Origin of the sequence: Paenibacillus sp. D9, from assembly GCF_001188365.1 — a bacterium.
GTDB classification, from domain to species: domain Bacteria; phylum Bacillota; class Bacilli; order Paenibacillales; family Paenibacillaceae; genus Paenibacillus_O; species Paenibacillus_O humicus.
On the sequence record NZ_JZEJ01000001.1, the window covers coordinates 5052447 to 5078793 of the forward strand.

The 26347-nt window shown below is 59.5% G+C and carries 22 protein-coding genes; 15 read left to right on the forward strand and 7 right to left on the reverse strand.

All coding sequences use genetic code 11. The annotated features are described in order from the left end of the window. The first annotated feature begins 448 nt into the window (after window positions 1-448). The gene (locus tag VE23_RS22565) at window positions 449-1918 is read left to right on the forward strand and encodes a sensor histidine kinase (RefSeq protein WP_049869829.1); all 1470 of its coding nucleotides are present in this window, start codon (window positions 449-451) and stop codon (window positions 1916-1918) included. Continuing rightward, window positions 1915-2598 (forward strand): response regulator transcription factor, encoded by a 684-nt coding sequence (locus VE23_RS22570; RefSeq protein ID WP_049869212.1) that lies wholly within the window; start codon window positions 1915-1917, stop codon window positions 2596-2598. Before VE23_RS22565 ends, VE23_RS22570 begins: the two co-directional genes overlap by 4 nt. A gap of 47 nt (window positions 2599-2645) precedes the next feature. Here VE23_RS22570 and VE23_RS22575 read toward each other — a convergent pair whose 3' ends face one another. Beyond that, entirely contained in the window at window positions 2646-3344 is a 699-nt protein-coding gene (locus VE23_RS22575) for a response regulator transcription factor (protein ID WP_049869213.1), read from the reverse strand. 142 nt (window positions 3345-3486) lie between these two features. Between VE23_RS22575 and VE23_RS22580 the strand changes: the two genes are divergently transcribed. The 5 genes from VE23_RS22580 (at window position 3487) to VE23_RS22600 (ending at window position 7577) form a co-directional block, all read left to right on the forward strand. After that, complete coding sequence (locus VE23_RS22580) at window positions 3487-4281, forward strand: COG4705 family protein (protein ID WP_048748855.1); 795 nt, start codon at window positions 3487-3489, stop codon at window positions 4279-4281. 44 nt (window positions 4282-4325) lie between these two features. After that, window positions 4326-5051, forward strand: coding sequence for a TVP38/TMEM64 family protein (locus tag VE23_RS22585; RefSeq protein ID WP_049869214.1), 726 nt, complete (start codon window positions 4326-4328; stop codon window positions 5049-5051). Between the two features lie 132 nt (window positions 5052-5183). Next, window positions 5184-5891 (forward strand): ABC transporter ATP-binding protein, encoded by a 708-nt coding sequence (locus VE23_RS22590; RefSeq protein WP_198156205.1) that lies wholly within the window; start codon window positions 5184-5186, stop codon window positions 5889-5891. Next, window positions 5891-6655: an ABC transporter permease gene (locus VE23_RS22595; protein WP_048748850.1), complete on the forward strand. Its 765-nt coding sequence runs from the start codon at window positions 5891-5893 to the stop codon at window positions 6653-6655. The genes VE23_RS22590 and VE23_RS22595 overlap by 1 nt, the downstream gene beginning before the upstream one ends. A 247-nt stretch (window positions 6656-6902) precedes the next feature. Then, window positions 6903-7577: a L,D-transpeptidase family protein gene (locus tag VE23_RS22600; protein ID WP_232317019.1), complete on the forward strand. Its 675-nt coding sequence runs from the start codon at window positions 6903-6905 to the stop codon at window positions 7575-7577. 127 nt (window positions 7578-7704) lie between these two features. On the opposite strand, the gene VE23_RS22605 is transcribed toward VE23_RS22600, so the two are convergent. Continuing rightward, window positions 7705-8220 carry a GNAT family N-acetyltransferase gene (locus tag VE23_RS22605; protein ID WP_021880674.1) on the reverse strand — a complete coding sequence of 172 codons (516 nt, stop codon included), beginning with the start codon at window positions 8218-8220 and terminating at the stop codon, window positions 7705-7707. A 639-nt stretch (window positions 8221-8859) separates the two neighbouring features. Here VE23_RS22605 and VE23_RS22610 point away from each other — a divergent pair. Further along, window positions 8860-9582 carry a GH12 family glycosyl hydrolase domain-containing protein gene (locus VE23_RS22610; RefSeq protein ID WP_049869215.1) on the forward strand — a complete coding sequence of 241 codons (723 nt, stop codon included), beginning with the start codon at window positions 8860-8862 and terminating at the stop codon, window positions 9580-9582. Window positions 9583-9636: 54 nt separating this feature from the next. On the opposite strand, the gene VE23_RS22615 is transcribed toward VE23_RS22610, so the two are convergent. Next, window positions 9637-11376 (reverse strand): DUF4091 domain-containing protein, encoded by a 1740-nt coding sequence (locus VE23_RS22615; RefSeq protein WP_049869217.1) that lies wholly within the window; start codon window positions 11374-11376, stop codon window positions 9637-9639. A 344-nt stretch (window positions 11377-11720) separates the two neighbouring features. Here VE23_RS22615 and VE23_RS22620 point away from each other — a divergent pair, with 344 nt between their 5' ends. After that, window positions 11721-12266 carry a pentapeptide repeat-containing protein gene (locus VE23_RS22620; protein WP_198156206.1) on the forward strand — a complete coding sequence of 182 codons (546 nt, stop codon included), beginning with the start codon at window positions 11721-11723 and terminating at the stop codon, window positions 12264-12266. A gap of 138 nt (window positions 12267-12404) precedes the next feature. Here VE23_RS22620 and VE23_RS22625 read toward each other — a convergent pair whose 3' ends face one another. Both VE23_RS22625 and VE23_RS22630 read right to left on the reverse strand, forming a co-directional pair. Next, window positions 12405-13640, reverse strand: a complete 1236-nt coding sequence (locus VE23_RS22625) for a metallophosphoesterase (protein ID WP_021882443.1) — start codon at window positions 13638-13640, stop codon at window positions 12405-12407. Continuing rightward, the gene (locus VE23_RS22630; protein ID WP_232317020.1) at window positions 13637-14470 is read right to left on the reverse strand and encodes an alkaline phosphatase family protein; all 834 of its coding nucleotides are present in this window, start codon (window positions 14468-14470) and stop codon (window positions 13637-13639) included. The genes VE23_RS22625 and VE23_RS22630 overlap by 4 nt, the downstream gene beginning before the upstream one ends. A gap of 255 nt (window positions 14471-14725) precedes the next feature. Between VE23_RS22630 and VE23_RS22635 the strand changes: the two genes are divergently transcribed. From VE23_RS22635 to VE23_RS22655, 5 genes are all read left to right on the forward strand, one after another. Beyond that, window positions 14726-15691, forward strand: a complete 966-nt coding sequence (locus tag VE23_RS22635) for an ABC transporter permease (protein WP_048745051.1) — start codon at window positions 14726-14728, stop codon at window positions 15689-15691. 20 nt (window positions 15692-15711) lie between these two features. Next, the gene (locus VE23_RS22640; RefSeq protein WP_094248351.1) at window positions 15712-16602 is read left to right on the forward strand and encodes a carbohydrate ABC transporter permease; all 891 of its coding nucleotides are present in this window, start codon (window positions 15712-15714) and stop codon (window positions 16600-16602) included. 56 nt (window positions 16603-16658) lie between these two features. Beyond that, the gene (locus VE23_RS22645) at window positions 16659-18188 is read left to right on the forward strand and encodes an ABC transporter substrate-binding protein (RefSeq protein WP_048745050.1); all 1530 of its coding nucleotides are present in this window, start codon (window positions 16659-16661) and stop codon (window positions 18186-18188) included. Window positions 18189-18374: 186 nt separating this feature from the next. Beyond that, window positions 18375-20342 carry a sensor histidine kinase gene (locus VE23_RS22650; RefSeq protein WP_049869221.1) on the forward strand — a complete coding sequence of 656 codons (1968 nt, stop codon included), beginning with the start codon at window positions 18375-18377 and terminating at the stop codon, window positions 20340-20342. After that, complete coding sequence (locus tag VE23_RS22655; protein ID WP_048745049.1) at window positions 20317-21945, forward strand: response regulator transcription factor; 1629 nt, start codon at window positions 20317-20319, stop codon at window positions 21943-21945. The genes VE23_RS22650 and VE23_RS22655 overlap by 26 nt, the downstream gene beginning before the upstream one ends. Window positions 21946-22091: 146 nt before the next feature. On the opposite strand, the gene VE23_RS22660 is transcribed toward VE23_RS22655, so the two are convergent. Further along, window positions 22092-23564: an MFS transporter gene (locus VE23_RS22660; protein WP_049869222.1), complete on the reverse strand. Its 1473-nt coding sequence runs from the start codon at window positions 23562-23564 to the stop codon at window positions 22092-22094. 71 nt (window positions 23565-23635) lie between these two features. After that, window positions 23636-24238 carry a TetR/AcrR family transcriptional regulator gene (locus tag VE23_RS22665; protein ID WP_021880795.1) on the reverse strand — a complete coding sequence of 201 codons (603 nt, stop codon included), beginning with the start codon at window positions 24236-24238 and terminating at the stop codon, window positions 23636-23638. Window positions 24239-24503: 265 nt separating this feature from the next. Between VE23_RS22665 and VE23_RS22670 the strand changes: the two genes are divergently transcribed. Further along, the gene (locus tag VE23_RS22670; RefSeq protein ID WP_198156207.1) at window positions 24504-26321 is read left to right on the forward strand and encodes a glycoside hydrolase family 30 protein; all 1818 of its coding nucleotides are present in this window, start codon (window positions 24504-24506) and stop codon (window positions 26319-26321) included. Window positions 26322-26347: the final 26 nt, after the last annotated feature.

The window sequence follows — 26347 nt, forward strand, 5'->3', positions numbered from 1 at the left end:
GATTATGAATATTTTATGAAGCGGGGATAGAGGGACAGTTAAGAAAGTGTTCCTAAACGCTTCACAGGATGTTCAGAGCGGAAGCGTATGCTGGGCAGGAGAAAGGCGGGATTCAGATGGAAGAGGCGGTTGAGGCATTAGGGCTTGCGGATCGGCGTTGTCTCCAGTTGTTCCTCATTAGCAAAGGGCTCCTTCCGGCAGGAAGGCCGGCTTGCGCGCGCCGGCAGCCGATGCCGTCCCGGCTTTCCTTAAGAAGGAAATGGAGTGCTGTCGCCGGGGCTGATTCGGATGGCTTGCCGCCTGGTTTCGGTTCCCTGCATAGAATCGCTTTCGGCCTTGGCATGGCCTCGGCTCCAGCCTTGTTTTTTGGCTTCGAATCCCTTATGTTTGTCCGTAAAGAGGCTTGATCTTGAACGGTGCAGGCCGAAGGAAACCGGAGCGGATGACGATGTCTATACGTGTTAAGCTGCTTCTCTCTTATGCCGCCATGCTTGTCGTTCCGCTGCTGTTGATGCTGATGACAGCCCTGCTGCTCGTATTTGTCTTCCGCGGGGAGCTCGTGCCGCTCAAGACGATGTTCAAGGCGCAGCTGGAAAGCTTGGATGAGGACAATTACGACTCGCTGCTTAAGCATACGATTGCCCGAAATCGAGCGCTTCTGACAGATCAGGGTTATCTGGACGATCTCGCCGGCAGCTTGTCTAGCGAGGGCCAGGCGCTGTTTGTCCGCGTCGACGGCCAGCCTTTCTATGTGTCTGCCGCAATCCGCGGCAAGGATGCGCTCCTGGGCTCCCTCCCTGCCTATACGGCTGGACAAGAGGCGCGCGGGCTTCCCGCGATCACTTACGAAGGCGAGCTGTATACCGCCCGGCAGTACAACTATCTGACGGCGGAGGGGGATCGGGGAAGCCTCTTCCTGCTCAGGCGGACCGACCCGCTTCTGTTCGCGGCCAGGAAGCTGTTTCCGCTGCTGTTCGTTTCGCTGCTGTTCATCCTGGTGGCGACTCACCTCCTGCTGACGAGCCTGATGTCCCGGCGGATTATTCGGCCGCTGCTCCGGCTGGAGCGCGCAGCCGGGGAAATTACGGAAGGGAATCTGGATTTCTCGGTCGACATCGCCGGCAAGGACGAGATCGGACGGCTCGGAATCGCCTTCGAGAACATGAGGAGCCGGCTGCAACAGTCCATCCGCCTGCAGCGGCAATATGAAGACAACCGCAAGGAGCTGATTACCAGCATATCTCATGATTTGCGGACGCCGCTGACGTCTATTCAGGGATATGTGGACGGCATTCTGGAAGGCGTCGCCAATTCCCCGGAAAAGACGGAGCTTTATTTGCAGACCATCTCATTGAAAACCGCGGAGATGAGCCATTTGATCGAGGAGCTCTTCCTCTATTCGAAGCTCGACCTCAAGGGGATTCCGTTTCACTTCGAGGAGGTTCCTCTGGCCGCATTCGCGGCCGACTGGGCCGATGAGCTGGCGATCGAGCTCGAAAAGCGGGGAGCGAGGCTGGAGGCGGAGATCGAGGCCGGACCGGAATGGCGGGTCCGGATCGACAGGGAGAAATTCAAGCGCGTACTCGGGAATATCGTTCAGAACAGCGTCAAGTATGGAGATAAGCCGGAGCTGGCGATTGCGGTTCGCGTGCATGCGGACGGTGATCGCGCCGTGCTGGAGGTCGGGGACAACGGTCCGGGAATCCCTTCCGAAGCTCTCCCTTACATCTTCGACCGTTTCTTCCGCGCGGAGGAATCTCGAAATGCAGTGACAGGCGGCACGGGGCTTGGGCTGGCCATTGCCAAGCAGATCATGGAAGGACTCGGCGGAAGCATCGAGGCCGACAGCGCGCCTGGACAAGGAACCTGCATCAAGCTTATGCTGCCGGCAGCATATGCCAAGGAGGCGGAGAAATGAAGCGAATACTGATTGTAGAGGACGAGCCCAGCATTGCCGGGCTGCAGCGGGACTATATGGAAATCAACGGATTCCATGCCGATATCGCCGGAGACGGAGAAGCGGGCTTGGAGATGGGGCTTACAGGCCGCTACGATCTGATCGTGCTGGATGTGATGCTGCCCAAGCTGAACGGCTTCGACGTTTGCCGCCAATTCCGGGAGAGCCTGGATATTCCGGTCTTGATCGTAACCGCGCGCCGCGAGGACGTCGACATGATCAGAGGCCTCGGGCTCGGTGCGGACGACTACATTGTGAAGCCCTTCAAGCCGGCTGAGCTCGTAGCGAGAGTGAAAGCCCATCTGTCGCGCTACGAGCGGCTGATCGGAAGGGGGGCCACGCGCGAGATCCAGGTCAATCAGCTGCGCATCGAACCCGATTCCAGACGGGTATTCGTCCGGGACGAGGAGGTCGTGCTGACGACAAAAGAATTTGATCTCCTGTATTTCTTGGCTTCGAATCCGAACCGGGTGTACAGCAAGGACCAGCTGTTCGACCGGATCTGGGGGCTCGAAGCGCTGGGAGACGCCCAGACCGTGACGGTGCATATCCGCAAGATCCGCGAGAAGATCGAATACGGCAAGACGGAAGTGCCCTATATTGAAACGTTATGGGGATCCGGGTATCGGTTCCGCGAATAGAACGTCAAGAAGCGCTTTGGCCGACGCAGCGGCAAAGGCGCTTCTTTTCATTTGTATTCCCGCCGGATCCGGTAGCCGAAGCCTCGAACCGTCTCGATGACGGAGCTGCTTTTGCCGCCGCTCCCGGTTTTTTTGCGCAGGTAGCCGACATAGACGTCGACAATTTTTGGGCCGCCTTCAAAATCATACCCCCATACCGAATCGAGGATCTGGTCGCGTGATAGAGCTTGCCCTCTGTGGCTGAGCAGGCAGCTCAGCAAGTCGTACTCCTTGGTCGTAAGGCGAAGAGACTGTCCATATAAGAACGCCTCCCTATTGTCCATATCGACCAGGAGCCCTCCTGTCCCGAGCTTCCGTCCCGCGTCTCCTTGCCGGGGAGGAGCGGCGGTTCCGGTCCGAAGGCAGCGGCGGATTCTCGCCAGCAGCTCCTCCATCGCGAAGGGCCTGACGAGATAATCGTCGGCTCCCCCGTCTAGACCGGCCACCTTGTCGGAAAGAGACTTGGCGGCATTCAGCATGATGACCGGCGTATGCTCGTCCAGGTTGCGGATTCGAGCGAGCACTTCCAATCCGCTGAGGCCGGGCAGCTTCGCATCCAGCAGAATAAGATCCCATTTCCCCTTCATGGCTTTGTCCAAGCCGTCCCGTCCGTCGAAGGCCGCTTCGGTCCGGTAGCCGCTCCGTCCAAGCTCCTTCATGAGCCGGCGTCTCGTCTTCGGCTGGTGATCCACGATCAGAACATGCATGCCGTCCTCTCTCCTTTCCTCTATGGAACTCATTGTAGCTTCGGTTTCTTAAATAAAAGTGAAGCGGCGACTCTCTTACCGCTTTCTAATCATCGGAGGCTAGACTGATGTCGATTATGCGATCGCGAAAGGGGAAATCGGCATGAGAACGGCAAATTCCGAGGCAGGCTTAGGGGATATCAAAGTCCCGCGCATTACGATTTATTTTTGGCTTATCAAAATCATGGCGACTACCGTCGGCGAGACGGCCGCAGATTTTCTGAACGAAGGACTTGGGCTTGGTCTGGCCAATACGACCTTGGTCACGGCAGCGATCCTGATTGGAGCGCTGGTCCTTCAATTCCGGAGCAGCCGGTACGTTCCCTGGACGTATTGGCTCGCGGTCGTGCTGATCAGCGTAACCGGCACGCTGATCACGGATAATCTGACCGATAGCCTGGGCGTGCCGCTGGAGCTCTCCAGCCTCTTGTTCGCCGTGCTGCTAGCGATTGTTTTCTTCCTCTGGCATGCCTCGGAAAAAACGCTTTCCATCCATTCCGTGCGCACGCCGAGAAGGGAAGCTTTCTACTGGCTGTCCATCCTGTTCACCTTCGCCTTCGGGACAGCTGCCGGAGACCTGCTGTCGGAAGGGCTCGGCCTCGGCTACTTGGAAGCCGCTGCTATCGTTGCCGCTTTGACCGCCCTCACCTATCTGGCCAGCAGGATACGCCCGTCCGCAGCCGTGCCGGCGTTCTGGGCGGCCTATATCCTGACTCGCCCGCTGGGCGCTTCCCTTGGCGACTATCTTACTCAGCCCAACGATGACGGCGGCCTGGGGTGGGGGACAAGCGGCATCAGCTTCTTCTTTTTGCTGGCGATTATCGTCCTGGTCGTCTATTTGACGAAAACCCGCCGCGATGACTTTGGAGCCTCTTCTTCCCTGGAACAAAAATCTTGATTCTGGACCCAAGCAGGCGAGGCCTGGAGGAAGGAGGACAGCCGATGTCCAGCCGTTCATCCCCGCCCGTCAAGCATATCGTCCGGAACGTCTTATTGCTCGCGCTCCTCTGCGCGGTCATGGCTTGCTTGATCCGTTCGGGGGAAACGAAAGCGCTCCTGCTCTACTTCAGCCCATTCGGATGGATGGGAGCGCTGGTCGGCCTGCTTATTCAGACCGCCGTTAATATGGCGCCGGTGCCGGGAGAATTCACGTCGGTCCTGCTGATGGAAATGTATGGAGCCGTCTGGGGCGGCGTGCTCTCGTATGCCGGCGGCGTGCTCGGAGCGGCCGGTTCCTATTGGCTCGCCGGCATGCTCGCTGCGCCGCTGCGCCAAAGCGTCGGCTCGGGCCGCCTGTATGCCAAGGCAGAGGAGCTGCTCACGCGGGGAAACGGGGTCAGCCTGCTGATCGCCCGGCTGCTGCCTTACCATTTGGTGAACTATGCTTGCGGGTTGATTAGAGTCCGTTTCCGCACCTACTTTTGGACTTCATTGGTCGGGCTGATTCCGTTCCATCTCGCCATGATTCTGCTGTATGCGGGAGTGAAAAAAGGATCGCTCGCGGGGATGGCTGCCTCCGCCGTCCTGCTCCTCCTGCTGGCCGCCGCCGGCTGGCTCTACTCCAGATATGGACGACGGGCCGCAAAAGAGGGGACGGCGCCCGCTCCGAGAAGAGCAGCGGATTCACAGCGGGAGGCTTGTCCGTCTGCCGGGACTGAGGTAGAATGAGACCCATCTTGCCTCGGCCGGCATCCGCCGGTACGACAGGCTGACGGGAGGAAACGGGATTTGACTCATATCCTGAAGATGGATAGGCTCGCGAAGAGCCTCCCCGCCAAGAAGGCCGACGGAGGCAGGCGCATGCTGTTTCAGGAAGTCAGCGGATCGATATCCAGCGGGGAAACCGTCGTCGTGCTGGGACGCTCGGGACAGGGGAAGAGCACGCTGCTGCGGGTTCTTTCGCTGCTTGAGCAGGCGGATTCCGGCTCCGTCGAGCTCGACGGGAAATCCTGCGCCGATATGGAGCCGCGGCTGTGGCGCCGACAGGTCGCGTACGTGTCCCAGACCCCGGTGATGCTGCCGGGCAGCGTCGATTCGAATCTGGCCGCACCGAGCGCGCTGAACGGGCTGCCGTTCGAGCGCGAGCAGGCCTATGCCCTGCTGGATGAAGCGGGACTGGGATCCATCGACCCCGGCAAGGACGCATCGGAGCTGTCCGGAGGCGAGAAGCAAAGGCTGTCGCTGATCCGCTCGCTTCTTCTCAAGCCGCATTTCCTGCTGCTGGATGAGATTACGGCATCTCTTGATCCCGGCAGCGCGCTGTCCATCGAGAAGCTGCTGTCGAGATGGAGATCGGAGCATGGAACCGGCATGCTGTGGATTTCCCATGACCAGGAGCAGGCAGCCCGGGCGAGCAGCCGAATCTGGTTCATGGCGGGGAATACGATTCTGGAGGATGCCGACACCGGCCGATTCTTCTCCCGTCCGGCAACCCCCGAGGGTTTGGCGTTTCTGGGCAAGGGGCCATCCTCGGGCGATCCTGGCGGAAGCGGAGCGGAGGAAAGCTGATGTCTTATACGGCGCTGGCCTTTACAGTTCTGTTCATCATGATTACCATGTTCATCTCTTATTGGCAGAAGCTCGGTCTGGAGAAAGGCATCGCCATCGGGACGATCCGGGCGGCGGTACAGCTGCTGGCAGTCGGCTACGTGCTCCAGGCTGTATTCGAAAGCCGCAGCCATTGGCTCCTGGCCGCCATCATCGCGGTCATGATCGTCGTTGCCGCCCGGAATGCTTCCGCCAAGGGCAAAGGAGTTCCCGGCATCTTCTGGAGAATCGCCGCTGCTCTTCTCGCCACGGAGCTGCTTATGATGGGCATTCTGCTGCTGCTCGGCATTATCGAGCCTACTCCCCGTTATATCATTCCGCTCAGCGGGATGACGATCGGCAACGCGATGGTCGCCGGGGGATTGTTCCTCACGCAGCTGATGCGGGAGTCGGAGTCCTCGCGCGGCGAGATCGAGACGCTGCTCGCTCTCGGAGCTTCCCCGCGGCAGGCGGTGCAGGGAACGCTGAAGCGCGCTGTCCGCTACAGCATGATTCCGACGATCGACGGCATGAAGACCGTCGGCCTCGTCCAGCTTCCCGGCATGATGACAGGCATGATCATTGCCGGCGCGGATCCGGTGGAAGCCGTCCGCTACCAGATTCTGATCGTCTTCGCCTTCACCAGCTCGGCCGCGGTCACGAGCATGCTGCTCGGCGCGCTTACCTACCGCAAGCTGTTCTCGGACGGCATCGGCATGCTGGTCCGTTACGGACGGGCAGACTGACGCCCGGAGAGAGGATTGGTGCAGGAGAGTCAAAGGCAGCTCTGCAGGGAGCTGCACGAGGCGCGCGAGTACACCAAACATTGCCTGCCTATCTGTTGCGCCGGACACCTTGAGAGGAGGTCCGGCGTTTTTTTGCAGACTCCAGATCGAGGAGCTTCGGCTGCCCAGCCCTTTTGAGGAACTTTTTTGAATGAGTCTGTTCAAGGTTACATAGGTGAATAGAGGCTTATCGAAAGGAGAGAGGGCAATGTCGAAGAAACCGGTCATTTGGGTCACGGCATGCTGCATCGGCATCTCGCTGCTGGGAGGAGGGCGGGCGGCGGCCCGGAACGCCCAGTGGCAAGCCGAAGCGGATCGGCAGGGCTCCATGCAGGTCGTCGTCGTGGCGGCAGCTTCCTCCGGCTTCAAGGCCAGGCTGGCCTTGTGGGAAAAGCAGGGCGGACGCTGGACCCGCACGCTCGGAGAGGCGCCGGCCGTGATCGGCCGCGGAGGCATGGGCAAGGAGAAGGAGGGGGACGGGAAGACCCCCGAAGGCCTGTTCAAGCTGGGCAAAACCTTTGGCGCTTCGGCAAAGCCGCCGGGACTGAAGATGCCGTATACGATAACGGACAGCTCGGACTATTGGATCGACGATCCCGAATCTCGGGATTACAACCGCTGGATCCGCACCGATGGGGATCCTTCGCGCCTGTGGAATTCCTTCGAGCGGCTCAAGCAGCCGCTGTACCGATACGCCATGGTGATCGAGTACAATACTCATCCCATCGTTGCGGGCAAAGGAAGCGCGATTTTCCTCCATCTATGGAGAAGCGCCTCGCAGCCGACGGCAGGCTGTGTCGCGATATCGGAGTCCACCATGCTGAAGCTTATGGGACGTCTCGATTCCGCGCGCGAACCGATGATATTCATGTCGAATCGCTAAGGTCCAAGGGACTATTTCCCGGGTAATGCTTGTTCCGGCTTCCGGCTGAGCGATAGAGAATGGGCTTGCTATCGTCTCCTTCCCGCTCATCGTCTGGAAGCGGAATAAGCGCTCTATCCCGCTGAGATCAGCCGTTCCCAAGCTCTACGCGCCATTCGTTGCAGGTCATAAAGCTGCCTTTCGGATACTCGAACCGGCACTCGCCGACGAGATTTAAGCCGGCTTTGCGGCAAATCGCATTGGACGGAAGGTTGGAGATGGAAGGGAATGCGCATGCATGGCTGAAATGCCCGTCGGAGGCGGCGGCAGCGATCGCAGCCTTAAGCGCAGCCGTTCCGATCCCCTGTCCCTGAAGGGCGGGCAGCGTGAACCAGCCCATCTCATAGACGCTCTCCCCGTTCCACACATGTTCCCAGTAGCCGATGCAGCCTGCCTGCGTGCCATCCGGAAGGACAATGCTGAACATCCGGTCGGTGGCGTGATGCTGCAGAGCCAAGTAGCGCTCATGCCGCTTGCCAACCTTCTCCTCAGACTCCGGTCCTCCGATATAACGGGTCATGTCAGGGGCGTTGGCAAGCTGAAGCAGATAGAAATCGTCCTTTGCATAGGGTCGAAGAGAGACGGAAGGCAATGATTTCAACATTGGAATTCCTCCTTGGATTGTATTTAAGCTTGGAGTGCGCCAGGATGGTTCTGATTCCCAGTATACATCCTTTTCCTGCCAGCATGTTGTCAGCATTAGGGAAAGGCTGCCACCATAATGGGCTAAATTCATTAGAGTTCTGCCTCGATGATGGGTTAAAGTCATTAGAGTTCTGCCTCGATGATGGGTTAAAGTCATTAGAGTGCTGCCTCGATGATGGGTTAAAGTCATTAGAGAGGCTGCTTCCGTGATGGGCTAGATCCCTGTCCGGTAGAGGCCTGTCTCTGATGAACGCAAGCCATCCGTCCCCTCCCGAAAAGACAGCCTCATGTCCGATTTGGAGGGGCTTTTTGTGCGGATTCAGAGGGTATCTCCTGTACAGCGGGAATGCTACAATCTATTTTGCCTAGATTTGACAGCGCTTACAAGGTTGTATTTCAGCTGCATCAGAGTCTAGGGCCAACGTTATGGCGACGCGCAGCGTGAAGGGATGACCGCGATTCGTCGCGTTGTGCGTAGCGATCCATTCTCAGGAGGTGATGCCGTTCACGAGGGAATATCATTTCTGTCGGGCATTTGCGTGTCTTCATGCTTACCCGTTTTTTGGTCCCATCCCCATTTGAAGCGGAGGAATAGATCATGAACAAAATGAAGCGGCTGCTTCCGTCGGCTGTCATCGCTGCCTTATGCGTTTCCGCTTTTGCATCCGCCGTATATGCGGCTGCCTGGACTTCGTCCGACAAATACGGCAACTGGAGCAATGGCGGTTATATCGTCTACAACAATGTATGGGGCAGCGGAGCCGGCGCCCAGACGATCTGGGCCAATTCCTACAGCAACTGGGGCGTCACCTCGAACCAGCCTTCCACCGGGGGCGTGAAGTCCTATCCCAACAGCACCAAGGATATCGGCATCGCGCTCGGTTCCCTCAAAAGCCTGACCAGCTCGTTCAACGTGACCGTTCCCGGCAGCGGCTCCAGCTATTCGTCCGATTACGATATCTGGACCGGCAACTACGCCCATGAAATCATGCTCTGGATGAACAAATCCGGCGCGGTCGGCCCGATCGCAGGCTCCTGGGATGCTAATGGAAATCCTGTCGCGGCTTATACGAACGTGAGTGTCGGCGGCCATACATGGAACGTTTACAAGGGAAGCAACGGTTCCAACGACGTCTTTTCGTTCGTCCGCACAAGCAATACGAACTCCGGTACGGTCGATGTGCTCGCCGTGCTCAACTGGATCAAGGGCAAGGGCTGGATGGGCAATGAAATCGTGAACCGCGTGCAGTTCGGCTTTGAGATCACTTCCTCTCCGAATGCTTCGTTCACCTGCAATCAGTTCTCGGTCAGCTATTCCTGAGCACTCGCATAAAAACCCGCAGCAACGGCCGAAAGGCTTATGCTGCGGGTTTTTTCATGATGATGCAGGCTGCGGAACGCCGATTTCGTACAGACGGTCGTAATGTTCCGGGTTGAAGCTGTACAGCTGCTCGGCCTTGAGGCCGGAAGCCGGCGACAGCTCCTGCGGACTGCGGAAGAGCAGGACGCCCTCAAGCACGCCATCCAGCTCCGCCTGCAGGCCGCTCCGCTTGAGCAGCTGCATGTACTCGTAGTCGCGGATGCCGCGCTGGAGCCATTTGTACCGGAGCGAGAGCAGGGGGGCGCCAAGCTTGCCGGGATAGACGAAGTTGGTGTCCCCGGCCTTCCAGATCGTCGGCCGGTAGGACAGCTTGCGCAGCGGATCATCCGGCCAGACCGTATAGTTCCAGCGCAGGAAGCCGTCCAGCTGCAAGCCTTCGGCGAGCCAGGGGATGACTCTGGCCTCGATCGCCGGAGAAGACAGGAACGTGTTTGGCTTTTCGGGACTGCAGCAGACGTAATAAGCGACGGTTCCGTTCAAATCCCGCTTAAGCTTGAGGAGCTTCTCATGCTCCTCGGCCGCGCAGTTGAGCGCCGGCACGTAATCCTCGATGCCTTCGATGTTCTCGGAGATGAACGAGGTATGGTTGATGGCGGCTTTGTAGCGCAGGGATGGGGCGGTTGTCCGGAGGAAGTCCAGGGACTGGCGGAAGACGTCCATGCTCTCCGGCTCGTCGGCGACGATGCGCACTCGCTGCGTCCAGCCCATTTCGCTGAAATGAGCCTCCAACATGCTCACATATTCCGCGAACTCCTGCGTTTTCCTCATGAACCGGAAGCAGCCTTCCGCTTCGTCGAAATAGCGGATACGGACCGCGTCCGGATGTCCCTCCATCAGACCGCCGTAGCCGGCATGGACATTGGTCCAAATATTAATGAGGCCGAAAATCTCGATTTCCCTCGCAATTCCGTGGCTTTCGCCCAGAGCCACGTACCGGTCCATGGCCGAGAAGTCGCAGTGGAATTGTCCGTCCATGCTCTTGCGAACCGGCACGATGCTGTATTCGTTCAGGTCGGACGGCTCCGCGTCGATGAAGGAGCTTTGGCCGCTCCACGGCTCCTCGGAGACGATGAGCGTTAGAGCCTTCTGGCCCAGCTGTCCGAGGCTGTGCAGGTAGCGGTCCAGAAGGTCGAAGTGGGCGTCCGACCAATACGGAACCTCGTATTTGCGGGCGATGTTGCAGTTATGCTGCCATAAGTCGAGGTAGAACGAATAGTCGGACGGCTCCGGCAGGGATGCCTCCGAAATCGCGAGGGTGAAGCTCAGCGTCTCGACGAGGACCTCGTCCTCGAACATTGTGTGCGCATAAAAGCGGATGCGGCCGGAGTACCTGCCAGGAGCAGCGCTTTCCGAAGCGTGAAGCTCGACCCAGACCGGCTGGATGCTCCTTTTCGCCACGAAAACATGGACATCGTCCAGCAGCGCGTCGGCTGTCGGGGTTCCGTTGTCGTCGCCGATGAGCCCGACCCACCTGATCTCGGTGCGGACGGGAGCGTCCGTGTCCAGCTCGCAGCGGATGATCTTGAGCGGGCCTCCCTTCCACAGAAGCGCGTCGCGGCCCGCGGTCGCGAGGAAATCCTCCTCGTCCGAGCTGACGACCGCCTGGAAGGCCGCGCTGTCCCGGCGGCAGCAGCGCAGATCCAGATGTTTGACCGCCGCATCCTTTTGGCCTTGATCCCACCAATTCACGGAACGTTTGTATTTATAGAACATGGACTTCAAGCCAATATTCATGAAGCACCTTCTTTCGTGAAAATAGCGGATTTTCTCCGCTCCTCTTCCTCAGCGGCAGGGAGCCTTTTTGGCGCACTTTTCATGTGCGGACTCTCAGAGCTGGACACTTGACTGAAAATGAAAATCAGACAAAGACAAGCGCTTATCGCTTCGAGCGAATACAGCGGGGACCGAGGCTGCTTATCGCATGCTGTCGATCGCATGTGCATGTGTGCTGCTCGCAAGGGTGTTGAATGTGCGGTTGCTGATCGCTCGGCTGCTGATGGACAGGTTGCATAGAGCCTGGATGCTGATTGTATGGATGCAGATCGCCCGAGCTGATCGCCCGGTTGCGAATGGCTCGATTGCTGATCGCCCGGTTGCTGATGGCATGGTTGCAGATCGCCCGGTTGCAGAACGCCCGGCTGGAGAACGCCCGGCTGGAGAACGCCCGGCTGGAGAACGCCCGGCTGGAGAACGCCCGGCTGGAGAACGTCCGGCTGCAGATCGCCCGGTTGCAGAACGCCCGGCTGGAGAACGCCCGATTGCTGATCGCCCGGTTGCAGATCGCCCGGTTGCAGAACGCCCGGCTGGAGAACGTCCGGCTGGAGAACGCCCGACTGCAGATCGCCCGACTGGAGAACGCCCGGCTGCAGATCGCCCGGTTGCAGATCGTCCGGCTGGAGAACGTCCGGCTGGAGAACGCCCGACTGCAGATCGCCCGACTGCTCATCGCCCGGTTGCCTATCGGACATTGGTTCCGCTATTTGGAGGGAAATCGTAGATTGGGCATAGCTATTGGACATACGATCCGTTATTCTATGAAATTCTATTGGTATGCAAATATTTATTTTGAAATAGCGGAACGTATGTCCGATAGAGATGAAATTGCCTTCAAATCACAGGAATAGCGGAACGTATGTCCGATAGCAGACTTATGTAGAGTTAGAGATTCAATATAATATCGATAAAAGCGATAAATTTAATAAACTGGGCTACACTCATACAGCCGAGCAGCCCGACGATCAGCAGAAATGGAGAGTATTCAATCAAAAGGCGCCTGGATAGATCTTGTCCAGTCCCATCGCGCCGATCTGCGGAGTGCGGCCTGTCGGCTCATGGCGCTGCTGCTCCCGGATGACGGTCCCGTCCTCCAGATGGATCCAGCTCTCGAATTCGCGGCTGCCCTCCCGCATGCGGATGACGCGGGCGCCGGGAAGGAACGGGCGGTCCAGGTAGCCATTGCGTGTCGTCCGCCCGAAGCTGAGCCGGATGCCATGCCATTCTCCCCAGTAATCATGGCCGTGGTCATGCCCGGCAAAGGTGCCGACGACGTCTCCCATCTCGATCATCGCGGCGAACATGCCCGAGTTGATCCATGGAGCGCAGGAAAAATCGGCGTTCCGTTCTCCGTAGCAGACGGTGAAATCCCAGACATCGTTGTATTCCGGCAGCGGGATGTGGAAAAAGGCCAGCGAAGGCAGCGGAACGCCGCCGTTGTCCTCGGTCAGCCCCTGCGACTGCGAGACGTACCAGTCGATCTGGTCGCGGCGGATCCAATCGTAGAAGCCCATCCGCGTGTACTCCAGCGGCGAATAGCTTCCCGAGTCCAGGAAATACAGAGCGGCAGCCGGAGAGTTGGAGTCAAACCCGGCTACGCATACTGCTCTTCCCCTCGGACCGTTGAGCCTCTGGCCGGGTTCGTTCCCGATGAATTTCCTTCCAGCCAACTGGCCTGATTTCCGACCTGCGCATGCAGCATTCCCATCTGCCCCAGCATCCTCGTATCCGCCTACAGCCTCTGCAGCCCTTGCAGCCCAATCTGCCCCTGAATCCCCGTCTACTCCTGAATCCCCGTCCGCCCCCGCAGTCCCGGCTCCCGAGCCCATCACCGTCAGCACATAATTGCCGCTGCCGTGGATGCCCGGCGGATCGGGCTTGGCCGCGTTGAGCGGATAAGCGAGCTGCAGGGCATGCAGCTGCTCCCTGGTAACCATCCCCTCCGAGTCGTGGTTGCCGAATACGGCCGCCCACCGCACGCCTGCCTGCTCCGGAACCCGGCATGCCCGGCGGAACGCTTCGACCGGATCGGGATGGCCGAGGGAGGCAATGACATCGCCCGTGAACACGGCCAGATCGGCGTCCTCGTCCTTCAGAATCCGTTCCATCATGGCCGCCATGCGCCGCTCTTCGTCATCGTCGCGGCAAAATTCCGTGTCGGAGAACTGCACGATCGTGAACGTGCCGTCCCCGCGGAAGCGCAGCGGAGGCTTGCGGCTCCTCATGCCCGGAACAGTCCGTCCGGGATGCGGGCATCCGAGCCGGCCGGCAGCCGCAGCCCGAGCGCATGCGCCGCCACGGCGGCAGTGTCCTTGATGCTGACGGGGCCTTGAAGCCGGCCGGCGGCGATTCCCGGTCCTACACAGCCCCAGAAGACATTTTTGTCCATCTCGTGCTCGCTGCCGTGGCTGAATTTGTCCGCTCCGCCGCCGCCGTGGTCGGTGAGCAGGAGGATGAGGCTGTCCTGCAGCAGTCCGAGCCGCCCGATGGCATCCACGACGCTGCCGAGCAGGCGGTCGCATTCGGAGATGGCCTGCAGGTAATGCGGGGAGTCCGGACCGTAGCCGAACCGGTGGCCGGAGCCATCCGGCTCATCGAGCTGGAGGAACAGCAGCGATACATCCGGATTCGCTTCCAGGTAGCGGATCAGCTCGGAGACGAGCTCTGCGTCGGGCCGGGACAGCTTCTCGACGCCGGCATCCGCTTCAATAATGCCATCGTTGATCGGACCCCAGCCCGTGAAGGAAGCCAGCTTGGCTTGCGGCAGCTGCTCCCGCGCCAGACGGAACAGGGAAGGATAAGGGGAATCGGCCGGATAAGGCTCCGAGGCCGCGATCTCATTGGTCAGCCCATGCTTGGCCGGAACGACTCCATGCAGCACGGAGCCCCAGCATTCCGCGCTGATCGTGGGCGTTTCCGCCTGCGCCGCGCAGGTGTAAGCGCCTTGCGGAAGGAAGCGGTCCAGGAAAGGCGTCTGCGCCTGCTGGATGAAATTGCCGGCGCCGTCCATGCCTAAAATAAATACCCTCTTGATGATGGCCAGATCTTTTGCCACTATGTCACCTTCCTTGGATTGGATAGGGGACGCCGGCTGCCGCCGGATCCCGTGTTCACCGCTAGCATAAAGAGGGCGGAGAGCACCGTCAATACGATCCGGCGCCGCCGGACCAACAAGTCACGAGCGTGGCAACGGGAAGTCATGATCCTAGTAGCTGGCCCGTCCGGCGAATCCCTATAATGAGTCCATAAGCCGCCGCGCCGCATGAACGGCAACGGCCGGATACACGACAACATAGGGAGGCGGATAGAGTTGGAGACGGCTGTCGAGCAAGCGGCTGAAGTCCGGCGGAGCACGAGAACGGGCGCCTTTCTGCGCAAGCTGAAGAAATACCGGGCCCTGCTGATCATGACGGTTCCCGGACTGGTCTACCTCATCATCAACAACTACATTCCGATGTACGGCGTCGTCCTTGCCTTCAAGACCCTCAGCTACGACAAGGGAATCTGGGACAGCCCATGGACGGGCCTCGACAACTTCAAGTTCCTGTTCAACTCTCCGGACGCCTTTACGATCACAAGAAACACGATTCTATACAACGTCGTCTTCATCCTCGTAAATACGGTATTCGCGCTTCTGGTCGCGATTCTGATCAACGAGATCAAGGGCAAGGCCATCTCCCGCTTCTACCAGAGCACCTTCCTGCTCCCGCATATCGTCTCCATGGTCGTGGTCGCCTACCTCGTCTACGGCTTCCTCAATCAGGACAGCGGCCTGGTGAACACGATCCTGACGAAATACTTCCACAAGGATTCCATCGCATGGTACAGCGAGGCCGGCTACTGGCCTTACATCCTGGTCATCGTGAACGCGTGGAAAAATGCAGGCTACCTGTCGATCATCTACTTCGCCGCCATCATCGGCATCGACAAGGAATACTACGAAGCCGCCAGAATCGACGGGGCGACCCGCTGGAAGCAGATGACGGCGATCACGCTGCCGCTCATCATGCCGGTCATCCTCATCATGACGCTCATGGCCGTCAGCAGCATTCTGCGCTCGGACTTCGGCCTCTTCTACCAGGTGACGATGGCTTCCGGTCCGCTCATTCCGACGACAAATACGATCGACACCTTCGTCTACCGAGCCATGGTCCAGCTGGGCGACATCGGCATGTCTTCGGCAGCAGGCTTGTACCAATCCGTCGTCTGCTTCTTCCTGATCCTCGGCGCCAACCTCGCCGTAAGACGTTACGACAAGAACAGCTCGCTCTTCTGAGAAAGGAGGCTTTCCGCAACATGACCGGAGCAATGAATTCCCGACACCCGTTCATCCATCTGTTCTTCTGGCTGTTCGTGCTCTTCTCGCTCGTGCCGTTCCTGCTGGTGTTCATGGTCTCGATATCCGGCGAGGAATCGATTCTGAAGCACGGCTACTCGCTCTTCCCGAGCGAATTCAGCACCGGGGCGTATTCCTTCCTCTTCAACGACTTCTCCACCATCGCCAAGGCGTACGGAGTGACGATCGCCGTCACGCTCATCGGCACCGTGGTCAGCCTGCTGATCACTTGCCTGTATGCGTATCCGCTGTCGCGGCCGGATATGCCCTTCCGCCGAACGCTCAGCTTCTTCCTTTTCTTCACGATGCTGTTCGGAGGCGGGATGGCCCCTTGGTACCTGACCTACGTCAACATGTTCGGGATCAAAAACACGCTGCTGTCGATGATCATCCCGAACCTGCTGCTGAGCGCCTTCAACGTGCTGCTCATGCGCAGCTTCTTCTCCACTTCGATTCCGGACTCCATCCTGGAGTCCGCTACGATCGACGGAGCGAGCGAATGGACGATCTTCAAAAGCATCGTCATCCCGCTCTCTCTTCCCATCGTCGCCACGATCGGACTGTTCAACGTCCTCGCCTACTGGAACGATTGGTATAATTGCATGCTGTTCATCGACAAGCAGGAATTGTACAATATCCAGTATTTGATGACGAAGACGCTCAATAACGTGCAGTATCTGATCATGAAGGCAGGATCGAACGCCCAGGCAGGCGAGCAATTGGCCAAAATGCCCCGCGAGACGGTCCGGATGGCTTTCGCGGTCGTCGGCGTGGCGCCTCTGCTGGCGGCGTATCCGTTCTTCCAGCGCTTCTATATCAGCGGCATCACGAGCGGCGCCGTCAAAGGTTAAGCCGGACGCTCTCCTTCCATACAAGCATAACGATTGCGACGAAAGGGGTTCAGCAAATGAAAAAGTCCATTTACACGCTGTCCATGCTGGCGCTCGGAGGCATGCTGGCGCTGGCCGGCTGCGGAAACGGCAACAACGGAGGGAAAGCGGACAACTCGGCTTCCGGCACGGCCAATGCGGGAGCCGAGGGCGCCGGAGCGGCTGGCGGCCTCAAGCCTTACAAAATTACGCTCGTCTACCCGGGCTCGGCGCCGAAGGATCTGCAGATGGTGCAGGATGCCATGAGCAAGTATCTGACCGAGAAGATCAACGCGACGATCGAGCTCAAGCCGATCGAGTGGGGCTCATGGGACGACAAGACGAACCTGATGAAGCTGTCCAACGAGCCGTTCGACCTCATGTTCACGGCCAGCTGGTTCAACTACGCGAAGGACGTGTCCAAGGGCCAGTTCCTGCCGCTCGAAGAACTGATGGCCAAAAACGGCAAGGACATTCAGGGCGTGCTCGGCGATGACTTCATCAACGGAGCCAAGATCAGCGGCAAGCTGTACGGCCTGCCGACGCACAAGGAATTCGCCCAAGGCTTCGGTCTCGTGCTCGACAAGAAGCTGGTCGACAAGTACCATTTCAACACCGACGGCATCAAGACGCTCGACGATCTCGAGACGATGTTCGATACGGTCAAGAAGAACGAGCCCGGCGTCACCCCGATCGTCAGCCTGAAGCTGAGCAGCATCTGGTCGGCGGCGAACTCGGATTCCCTCGTCACGGGACTGGGCATTCCGCGTGGAAGCACGGAGCTGAAGGCCGTCGATTCGCTTGGCCAGGAGCCGAGCGAGTTCGACAAAAAGATGGACAAATGGGTCAAGGCCGGTTATTTCGACAAGGATTACCTGACCTCGGATGCCGATCAGGGCCTGAACCTCATCAAGGCCGGCAAAGCGTTCTCCGTCGCCCAGTCGCTCAAGCCGGGCAAGGACAAGGAGCTGAGCGTGACGTCGGGAGTGGATCTCGTGCAGGTGGAAATCGCCAAGCCGTTCACGGTGACGGGCGATGCGCAGGGCGCGATGCTCGCAATCTCGCGGACATCGAAGGATCCGGACCGGGCGATGATGTTCCTCAACATGCTTTATACGGATAAGGAATTGCTGAACATGCTCGTCTGGGGCATCGAAGGCGTCCACTACGTGAAGAAATCGGACAACATCATCGGCTATCCGGATGGCGTCACCGCGGAAACGACCGGTTATCCGAACCCGGGCGGCTGGATGTTCGGCGATCAGTTCAAGGATTATCTGTGGGACAACGAAGATCCGCAGAAGTGGGCGAAGTTCGAGGAGTTCAACAAAAGCGCGGACCATTCCATCGCCCTCGGCTTCACCTTCGATCAGGAGCCGGTGAAGGCGGAGCTGGCCTCCATCGCGAACGTGGACAAGGAGTTCCAGCCGCTGCTCAACGGGGCCACACTGGAGAACCGTCCGAAAATCATCGAGAAATACCGCAAGAAGCGGGATGCGGCAGGCTTCGCGAGGGTCAAGGAAGAGCTTCAGCGGCAGCTTGACGAATGGGCGAAAACCCGGAAATAAGCGATAGGCACGGAAGGAACGGCGAAAAAAATTCGCCGCTTCCTTCCTTTTTGGGTTTTGCCCGGAATAGCTGCAAGTTCCGGCGCCGTCAGCGTGAGCGGCGAGCCGGAAGGTTGAGAGTATGCGATAATAGCCAGAAGAAATCATTCCCCTCATTCCTGTATCTCTGACCCGGAGGCGGTACTTTTGTCCAGCAAACGCTCCCTTCGCTTCAAGCTCGCCATTGGCTTCGGCCTGCTCTCGGTTCCGCTGCTGTTCATCCTGATCTACAACAATCTGGCCGCTACGAGCGTCGTACGCGAGCAGGTGGCCGAATCCAACAAGAACATGGTGACGCTGTACTCCAACCAGATCCAGACCTCGCTCAGCCGGGAGACGAACTTCCTGTACAATCTGGCGATGGACGATCCCAATATCCTCGCGCTCTCGGACACCCGCAAGAGCAACGACCGGATCGAATACGAGCTGGCCAAAAACCGGATTCTGATCAGCCTGTCCCGCTATCACCGGTACGACAGCAGCGTGGACGTGCAGTTCGTCTATTCCACGGAGACCAAGGAAATGTTCAACACCGTCATCCGGACGCTGTATCTGGAGGAAATGGATCTCATCAAGCAGTCCATCTATGACGTCGTATCGAAAGCGAAGCCGGACAGCCCGTATCTGAGGGAGTGGAAGCTGGTCAGCTACGGGGACAAGCATGCCCTGATCCGGCTCGTGGATTCGGGGTACGGCTATTATCTGGGAGCTTTCGTGAAGCTGGAGAGCCTGAGCGTGCCGCTGGAGCTGATCCAGCTCGGGCAGAACGGCTTCTCGGCCTTCTCCGACAGCGGCGGCAGCCTCGTGCTCGCCTCTCCGCTGACCCGCTCGGAAGCGGGCTCGCTGCGTGTCGCCCCCGAGCGGGATTACCAGACGCTGAACCTCAAGCAGGAGGATTATCTGGTCGTGAGCAACCGGGTCAAGGATACCGACATGACGCTGAGCGCCTTCATTCCGGAGCAGCGGCTTCTCCAGAAGCTGTCCAAATACCGGACCTACATCAGCCTGATGCCTTTCCTGGCGGGATTCCTGCTGCTGCTGTGCGTGCTCTATCTCAATCATGTCATCATCAAGCCGATGCACACCCTGATCCGCGGGATGCGCACCATCAAGCGCGGCGATTGGAAATACCGGCTCAGTCCCGCCCGTTCGACCGAATTCGCCATCATTAACGAAACCTTTAACGATATGGTGCAGGAGATCGAGGAGCTGAAGATCAATGTGTACGAGGAGCAGATCCGGGTGCACAAGGCGGAGCTCAAGCAGCTCCAGCTGCAGATCAATCCCCATTTCCTGCTGAACAGCATCAATGTCGTATACAGCCTGGCCCAGATTCGCAATTTCGGCCTGATCCAGTCGATGTGCCTCAACCTGGTCAAATATTTCCGCTTCACTACCCGCATATCGGGCTCGCTCGTGGCGGTCGGCGAAGAGATGGAGCATATGGACAGCTACCTGCGCATCCAGCAGCTTCGGTTCCCGGGAAAAATCGACTTCGATATCGACATCGACGAGGAGCTGGAGCAGCAGCAGCTGCCGCCGCTGCTCGTGCAGCCTTTCATCGAGAATGCCGTCAAGCATGGATTTGATTTCATGGACGAGCCTTTCCGCATCGGCATCTCGGTGCACTATCCCGGTGGAGCGGCAGCGGGGGCGGGCGAGGGAGGAATCAGAGAGATCTTCAAGGAGAGCGGCGGAGCGGACGGAAATGAAATCGGATCCGAGGAGAGGGCGGGAACAGACGGAGGCGGCCGGAGCACCGTACGTAGCGCAGCAACGAACGGGGACGGCCGGAGCATGGAGCGGATGATGCCGACGGACGGCAGCAGCCGAAGCTTCCAGGTCGTCGTCGAGGACAACGGAAGCGGATTTCCGGAAGAGGTGCTCAAGGAGCTGCAGAGCGGCAGGCGCTTCGAGGCTTCGGGAGACGAGCACCTCGGCATATGGAATGTGCATCATCGCCTGAAGCTCCTGTACGGAAGCTCCGCCAGCCTGCAATTTTCGAACCGGGAGGCCGGAGGCGCCCGGATCGTCATCGTTCTGCCTTTGGACGGAGCGCATAGGAACCAATCTAACGGAGGTGGCATCGATGTATCGCGTGTTGATCGTGGATGATGAGATGTATGCCGTCATGGGATTGAAGGACGGAGTCCAGTGGACCCGTCTGGGAGTCGGCGATGTGCGTGAGGCCTACAACATGAGAGGGGCCATCGCCGTCTTCGGCGAATGCCGCATCGATGTGATGATCTGCGATATCGAGATGCCGAAGGGAACCGGAATCGAGCTTCTGGAGTGGGTGCGGGAGCACCATCCCGACACCGAGGTCATTTTCCTCACGGCCCATGCGGACTTCCGGTTCATGAAGCGGGCGATCCAGCTCAGCAGCTTTGATTACATGATGAAGCCGATCGGCTACGAGGTGCTGGAGGAGACGCTCGGCAGAGCGCTCGAGCGGGCTGGCCAGACCCGCAAGGAAAGGGAGATCCGCGACCGGTTCCAGCCTTATCAGGAGCTGTGGCCGAGACAGAAGACGCTGCTCAGCGAGCGCTTCTGGTACGATCTGCTTGCCAAGAGGATCACCATTTCCCGCGACCATGAGCGCTCCTTGATGGAGGCGCACGGCGTCGAGCTGGCGCCGGGCGAGAAGCTGCTGCCGGTGCTGATCAGCGTGGAGAGCTGGAACCGCGAGCTCAGAGCCGGCGATGAGGAGATTCTGGAGTATGCGATCCGGCAGTCGGCCAAGGAGTTCCTGCTGGAGGGAGGAAGAGGAGAGGTGATCCAGACCAAGCAGGGAGCGATCGTCGCGATCCTCTACGGCGGCGGGGAAGCTCCGGCTTCCCTGCTGGCGCAGGCGGGACAGCTGTGCGTCCGATACGCGGCCTATTGCATGGATCATTTGAACTGCCGCATTTCGTGTTATCTCGGAGAGCCGGCAGAGCTCAAGGAGCTGGCTTCGATGTACAGGAGGCTGCTGCTTCAGGAATACGACAACCTTAGCCGCTCCGAGCCGGTGAACTGGCTGCGCGGGGATGCCGGGCCGCAGGATCACCGCCAGGGCCGGCGGCAGGCGAGGCTTCCGGAATTCAATGCCTGGGCGATGCTGCTTGAGGAAGGCCGGATCGGGGAGGTCGAGGCGCTCTTGCGCTCTTCGCTCGCGGAGATGGCGGCGGACCGGAGCATGGGCGGCGCGGAGCTTCAAGCCTATTATCTCGGCTTCCTTCAGGTGATGCTCTACGTGCTGCAGAAAAAAGGGCTGTCCGCCCATGAGCTGGGCTCGGACCAGCCGCTGGAAGGGCCGCCGCGTTCCCTTCCCCAGCTGGAGGCGTGGGCGCTGGACATGCTCCGCCGCTTCAACGAGACGCTGGACCATGGCGAGTCGGTCATCGGCCGCCTGCAGGCCTACATTGCCGGGCATCTGGGCGAAAACATCACCCGCGAGATGCTGGCGGAGTACTGCTTCCTGAATCCTGCCTACCTTTCGCGGCTGTTCAAGAAGGAGACGGGCCTTTCCATCACCGACTATCTGCTGCAGGAGAGGATGCGGATCGCCGGCGAGGTCATCGCGCATTCCTCCGTGCCGATCTCCGAGGTCGCCCGCCGGATGGGCTACAACAACTTTTCGTATTTCTCCAAGATGTTCAAGAAAATATACGGCGTCGGACCCCAGCAGCACCGCAAGCTGGCGATAGGCGGAGACGGGCTCGCTGCGGAGGAGTGAAGGAAAGGCAGCGCGGCAAAGCCGGCAATAATGGCGGCTTGACGCCCGAAAAGGCAGCTCTTCTTATTGAAGGGCTGCCTTTCCTGTTCGCTTACGAAAAGATGCCGCTCTGACCTGCCGCACAGAGGCCGGAGCCTCGCTCCAGTTCAGGCGCCGGTTCCGATCGTTGCCGAGGCTGCGGCTTTTGCGGGGCGGACGAAAACGAAGTAGACCAGCGTCAGGCTCAGCAGCGCCACCGCGCCCAGTCCCAGATACACATTGCTGAACAGCGCCGACGTCCCCTCTAGCGCCAGCGGGTTGATCGGGCTGCCGGCCTCGGAGCCGTCCACAATCTTGCTTACGACAGCGCCTGTGACTGCGCCGGACATGAAATTCGTCAAGGTGACGATGCCCATGCCGACGCCGGTCTGTTCCGTCGGCAGCGTGGAGGCGAGCAGCTTGGTCATGGAGGCTTGGTAGAACGAAACGCCTACATTGCAGAAGATGAGGCAGAGCGAGACGATCCAGACGGCATGGCCGCTGAAGGTCGACAGTGCCAGCATGCCTGCGGTCAGAAGGATGAACGCGCTGACGATCACCGGCAGGCTTCCCTTCCGGTCCGCCATCCGGCCTCCGTACCGGCCGAGCAGCGCGGCGCTCATCGCAGCAGGGAACAGGATGAGGCCGATCTCGGCGGTGCTCGCCCCGCTGACCGCACTGAGCATGATCGGGGTCAGGAACGTGACGGCGAAGGAGGAGCCGAAAGTCAGAAAGCCGATCGCAAGCCCGGAACGAAAGCCGGCGTTTCGAAATACGCCCGGTTGGACAAACGGATGCCGGGACGAGCGAATGCGGATGACGAACAGCGCGAGCAGCACGGCGCCGGCCGCCAGCAGCAAGCCGTTCCAGCGGGTTATGGCCAGCATTGCGGCGGCCATCGCCCCGGTCAGCAGCGCGGCGCCCAAAAAATCGAACCGGCCGGGGCGGAGATCTTCCCGCGGCAGCCATTTGCGCAGAAAGGGAAGCGTCGCCAGAGGACAGACGGAGAGCAGGAAGAGGAAGCGCCAATCCAGCCATCCCGAAACGAAGCCGCCGACGATCGGACCGACACCGGAGGCGAAGGCGATCGCCGAGGCGATGATGCCGAGCACCCGTCCTCGGGACTCAGGCGCGAACAGACGGATGGGGATGAGCGTAGCCAGCGCCGGGATCGAGGAAGCGCCGGCGGATTGAATGAAACGCGCAGCGAGCACCATCGCATAGTTCTGCGACAGGAAGCCGAGAATCGAGCCGCCGGCGAACAACAGGAGGCCGACGGTGAGCAATCGGCGCAGCGGAAAGTTGTCGGCAAGCTTGCCGTAGGTGAGCGATCCGACCGCGTAAATGATGGAATACCCCGTGACGACCCAGCCGGCTTCCGACGGCAGGAGGCTGAACGCACGCGAAATGTCCGGCAGAGCGATGTTGAACATCGTGACGTTCATCACAGAGAAGAGCAGTATGAGGCAAAGCAGGCGGACGAGCTTGTTGGCGCTCCCGTCATCTGCTGCAGGAGCAGTCGAGCCTGCAGCGGAAGCAGTCGAGCCTGCAGTGCCGGATTCCGCCAGAGCGGCGGTTTGCGAAGCCGGTTCTTTTTCCATGGCCAATTTCCTTCTTTCGTGGGTATGTGAGTGGATGTTAGTATTCGCTAACATCGAGGGCTGAAAAAAGGCTAGGGCGTCAAAGCCCTAGCGAACAACCGGACGCTGCTCTCGATAAAAGCGGATATGGAAAGGTCGGCGATGGCCGAGCTGCCCGGCTGGGTGTTCAGAAAAGCGCCGTGCTGCATCCATAAAAATGCGGCTGAATGAGCCAGAGGGTCGCCGGGAAGCACCTTGCCCTCCCTTTGCATCGTTTCGAAATAGAGCGTCAGCATCTCCCGCAGCGCCTGGGGATGCTTGTGCGCGCGCTCGACGAAGCCCGGAATCTGCTTGCCTTCCTTCATGATGATATTCAGGATCTTGCGGTTGCGGTTCATGATCTCATGATACGAGCTGGCGACGAGCAAAAGGTCGGCGTAGAGGTCGCCTGTCAGCTGCTCCGCGAAAATCGAGCGCATCTTGCCGGCATAGTGGAATCGGTCCAGCGCTTCCTCTAGCAGGCTCTGCTTGCTCCCGAAATGGCGGAAAAGCGTCATCTCGCTCACGCCTGCGGCTGCGGCGATCTCCTTGGTCGTGGTGCCCTTGTATCCCTGTTCGGCGATCAGGTCGACGGCCGCATACAGCAGCCGGTCCTTGGTGCTGCGGAAGTCATTCTGTGCGGCATCCGACTCCATGCGGAACCTCCATTCTCAAGCCTGCCATAATGTTAGTGAATGCTAACTAACGATGATGCTCCTACCTTAGCATGACATCCGGAAAATGTAAATCCCCCCATGCCCCTCTCCCAACTAGTCATGCCGCTGTCAGCAGAAAGTCACGATCGAGGTAGAGGACGGCGCCCCGTCCTCCCTACAATGTAGATGCGGCTTTCAAGGCCGCATGCACAAGCTCGCATCGCATAATCTGCAATCTGCCAATTCAATGGGGAAGGCGGTAGGAATGATGAGAGAACGGTGGAGGAAAAGGGCGGGGAGAACGGTTTTGGCGGCCGCAGTCGCCGGCACGCTGCTCATGGGGGCGGCGGGGCCGAGAGCGGAGGCGGCGGCCGGCGCCTCGATCAACTGGACCGACGTCAAGCAGTCGATCGACGGAATCGGGGCTTCGCAGGCGGGATGGTCCAATGCGGTCTATGACTTGCCGGAGCCTCAGCGCAGCCAAGTGATGGATCTGCTGTTCCGGCAGGACAGCGGCATCGGGCTGTCGATCCTGCGCGGAGCGGTATTCTCCGATTACAGCGCGGCGCCGGGCCAGTACAGCTTCGGCCTGCATCCGGATCAGGCATGGGTCATGCAGCAGGCCAAGGCGCGGGGAGTGGACAAGATCGTCGCCAGCGCCTGGAGCCCTCCCGCCTACATGAAGACCAACGGACAGACGACCAACGGCGGTTATCTCAAGCAGGAGAACTACGGCGACTTCGCCGCGCTGCTCTCGCAATTCGTCAAGCAGTACAAGGCTCTGTACAACATTGACATGTATGGAGTGTCCGTGGCCAATGAACCGAACTCCATGACCTTCCTCAGCTGGGACTCCAGCCAGTGGAACTCCACCAATTTCCAGGTGTTTCTCAAGGATCACCTCAAGCAGGCGATGGTCGCGGCAGGCGTGCAGAACACCAAGGTCATCGTGGGCGAGTCCTCCTGGTGGTCCGAGGATCTCGTCAAGGATTCGCTGAACGATCCGCTGTCCGCCGAGAGGCTGGACATCGTCGCCGGGCACAATTACCCGGTTCCGGTCGTGAACGCCGAGCTGCCGTCCGATCCGTTCGCTACCGCCCAGTCCAAAGGGAAAAAGGTATGGATGACGGAGGTGTCCAAGGTCGACGGCTACGATCCCGGGATGGGCTCGGGGCTGAAGTTCGCCAAGCAGCTCCACACCTTCATGACCAAGACCGGCGTCAACGCCTGGCTGTACTGGACGGGAGCGATTCCAGGCGACAACGACGAGGGACTCATCAACGTCGATCTGGCCGCCGGCACCTACAAGCTGACCAAGCGTTATTATACGATCGGCAACTACAGCAAGTTCATCCGTCCGGGCTACGTCCGCATCGGCATGCCGGACAGCCCGCAGTCGGGCTTGTACACGTCCGCCTACAAGGATCCGGCCACAGGCAAATTCGTCATCGTAGCCGTCAACGACAGCGACGCCACGGCGGAGCTCAACCTGACTCCGGCCGGCTTCAGCGCGGGATCCATCACGCCTTTTACGACCAATGACAGTCTGAGCCTGGCAAAGGGGCAAGCGATACCGCTGTCGGGAGGGCAATACCAGACCCGCATTCCGGCCAAGAGCGTCGTGACGTTCACCGGCCAGAACGGATCTCCTGCTCCCGCCGTCACGACGGTAACCGACGAGCTGAACGACTGGTCGAAGACGTTCGCCCATACGGCCGGCCTGGCCTTTGATTCGACCAACGCGATCTATTACAACGGGGACGCCTCGCGAGTCAAGCGTACGGCCGGCACGACGGAAAGCCTCGTCTACAAGCTGCCGGGAATGACGGGCTTCAATGCGTCGCTCTATCAATTCAGCATCTGGGACGGAGTCGCATTCTACTCCTCTTCCGACGGCGTCAGCTGGACTCCGGTCGTCCATGTCAGCACGCCAGGAGTTTATACGGGCAGCAAATGGTACGGCAAGCAGTACAGCGCCCAGAGCCTTCTCCCCGCCGGCACCCAATATTTGAAGGTGGAGCTGAGCGGCGCCGACAGCTGGGAGAAGCAGATTTCCCGCATCGTATTGACGGCTTCCAGCTGACAGACCGGCCGAAGGCATCCGGGAGC

What these genes read in the sequence shown, in the direction of transcription:
- VE23_RS22660 (WP_049869222.1), bottom strand. Translation starts at nt 23,564, where the DNA reads ATGGAAAAAGAACCGGCTTCGCAAACCGCCGCTCTGGCGGAATCCGGC.
- VE23_RS22595 (WP_048748850.1), top strand. Translation starts at nt 5,891, where the DNA reads ATGTCTTATACGGCGCTGGCCTTTACAGTTCTGTTCATCATGATTACC.
- VE23_RS22665 (WP_021880795.1), bottom strand. Translation starts at nt 24,238, where the DNA reads ATGGAGTCGGATGCCGCACAGAATGACTTCCGCAGCACCAAGGACCGG.
- VE23_RS22610 (WP_049869215.1), top strand. Translation starts at nt 8,860, where the DNA reads ATGAACAAAATGAAGCGGCTGCTTCCGTCGGCTGTCATCGCTGCCTTA.
- VE23_RS22625 (WP_021882443.1), bottom strand. Translation starts at nt 13,640, where the DNA reads ATGAGGAGCCGCAAGCCTCCGCTGCGCTTCCGCGGGGACGGCACGTTC.
- VE23_RS22590 (WP_198156205.1), top strand. Translation starts at nt 5,184, where the DNA reads ATGCTGTTTCAGGAAGTCAGCGGATCGATATCCAGCGGGGAAACCGTC.
- VE23_RS22600 (WP_232317019.1), top strand. Translation starts at nt 6,903, where the DNA reads ATGTCGAAGAAACCGGTCATTTGGGTCACGGCATGCTGCATCGGCATC.
- VE23_RS22575 (WP_049869213.1), bottom strand. Translation starts at nt 3,344, where the DNA reads ATGCATGTTCTGATCGTGGATCACCAGCCGAAGACGAGACGCCGGCTC.
- VE23_RS22670 (WP_198156207.1), top strand. Translation starts at nt 24,504, where the DNA reads ATGATGAGAGAACGGTGGAGGAAAAGGGCGGGGAGAACGGTTTTGGCG.
- VE23_RS22655 (WP_048745049.1), top strand. Translation starts at nt 20,317, where the DNA reads ATGTATCGCGTGTTGATCGTGGATGATGAGATGTATGCCGTCATGGGA.
- VE23_RS22645 (WP_048745050.1), top strand. Translation starts at nt 16,659, where the DNA reads ATGAAAAAGTCCATTTACACGCTGTCCATGCTGGCGCTCGGAGGCATG.
- VE23_RS22585 (WP_049869214.1), top strand. Translation starts at nt 4,326, where the DNA reads ATGTCCAGCCGTTCATCCCCGCCCGTCAAGCATATCGTCCGGAACGTC.
- VE23_RS22570 (WP_049869212.1), top strand. Translation starts at nt 1,915, where the DNA reads ATGAAGCGAATACTGATTGTAGAGGACGAGCCCAGCATTGCCGGGCTG.
- VE23_RS22565 (WP_049869829.1), top strand. Translation starts at nt 449, where the DNA reads ATGTCTATACGTGTTAAGCTGCTTCTCTCTTATGCCGCCATGCTTGTC.
- VE23_RS22640 (WP_094248351.1), top strand. Translation starts at nt 15,712, where the DNA reads ATGACCGGAGCAATGAATTCCCGACACCCGTTCATCCATCTGTTCTTC.
- VE23_RS22615 (WP_049869217.1), bottom strand. Translation starts at nt 11,376, where the DNA reads ATGAATATTGGCTTGAAGTCCATGTTCTATAAATACAAACGTTCCGTG.
- VE23_RS22580 (WP_048748855.1), top strand. Translation starts at nt 3,487, where the DNA reads ATGAGAACGGCAAATTCCGAGGCAGGCTTAGGGGATATCAAAGTCCCG.
- VE23_RS22605 (WP_021880674.1), bottom strand. Translation starts at nt 8,220, where the DNA reads ATGTTGAAATCATTGCCTTCCGTCTCTCTTCGACCCTATGCAAAGGAC.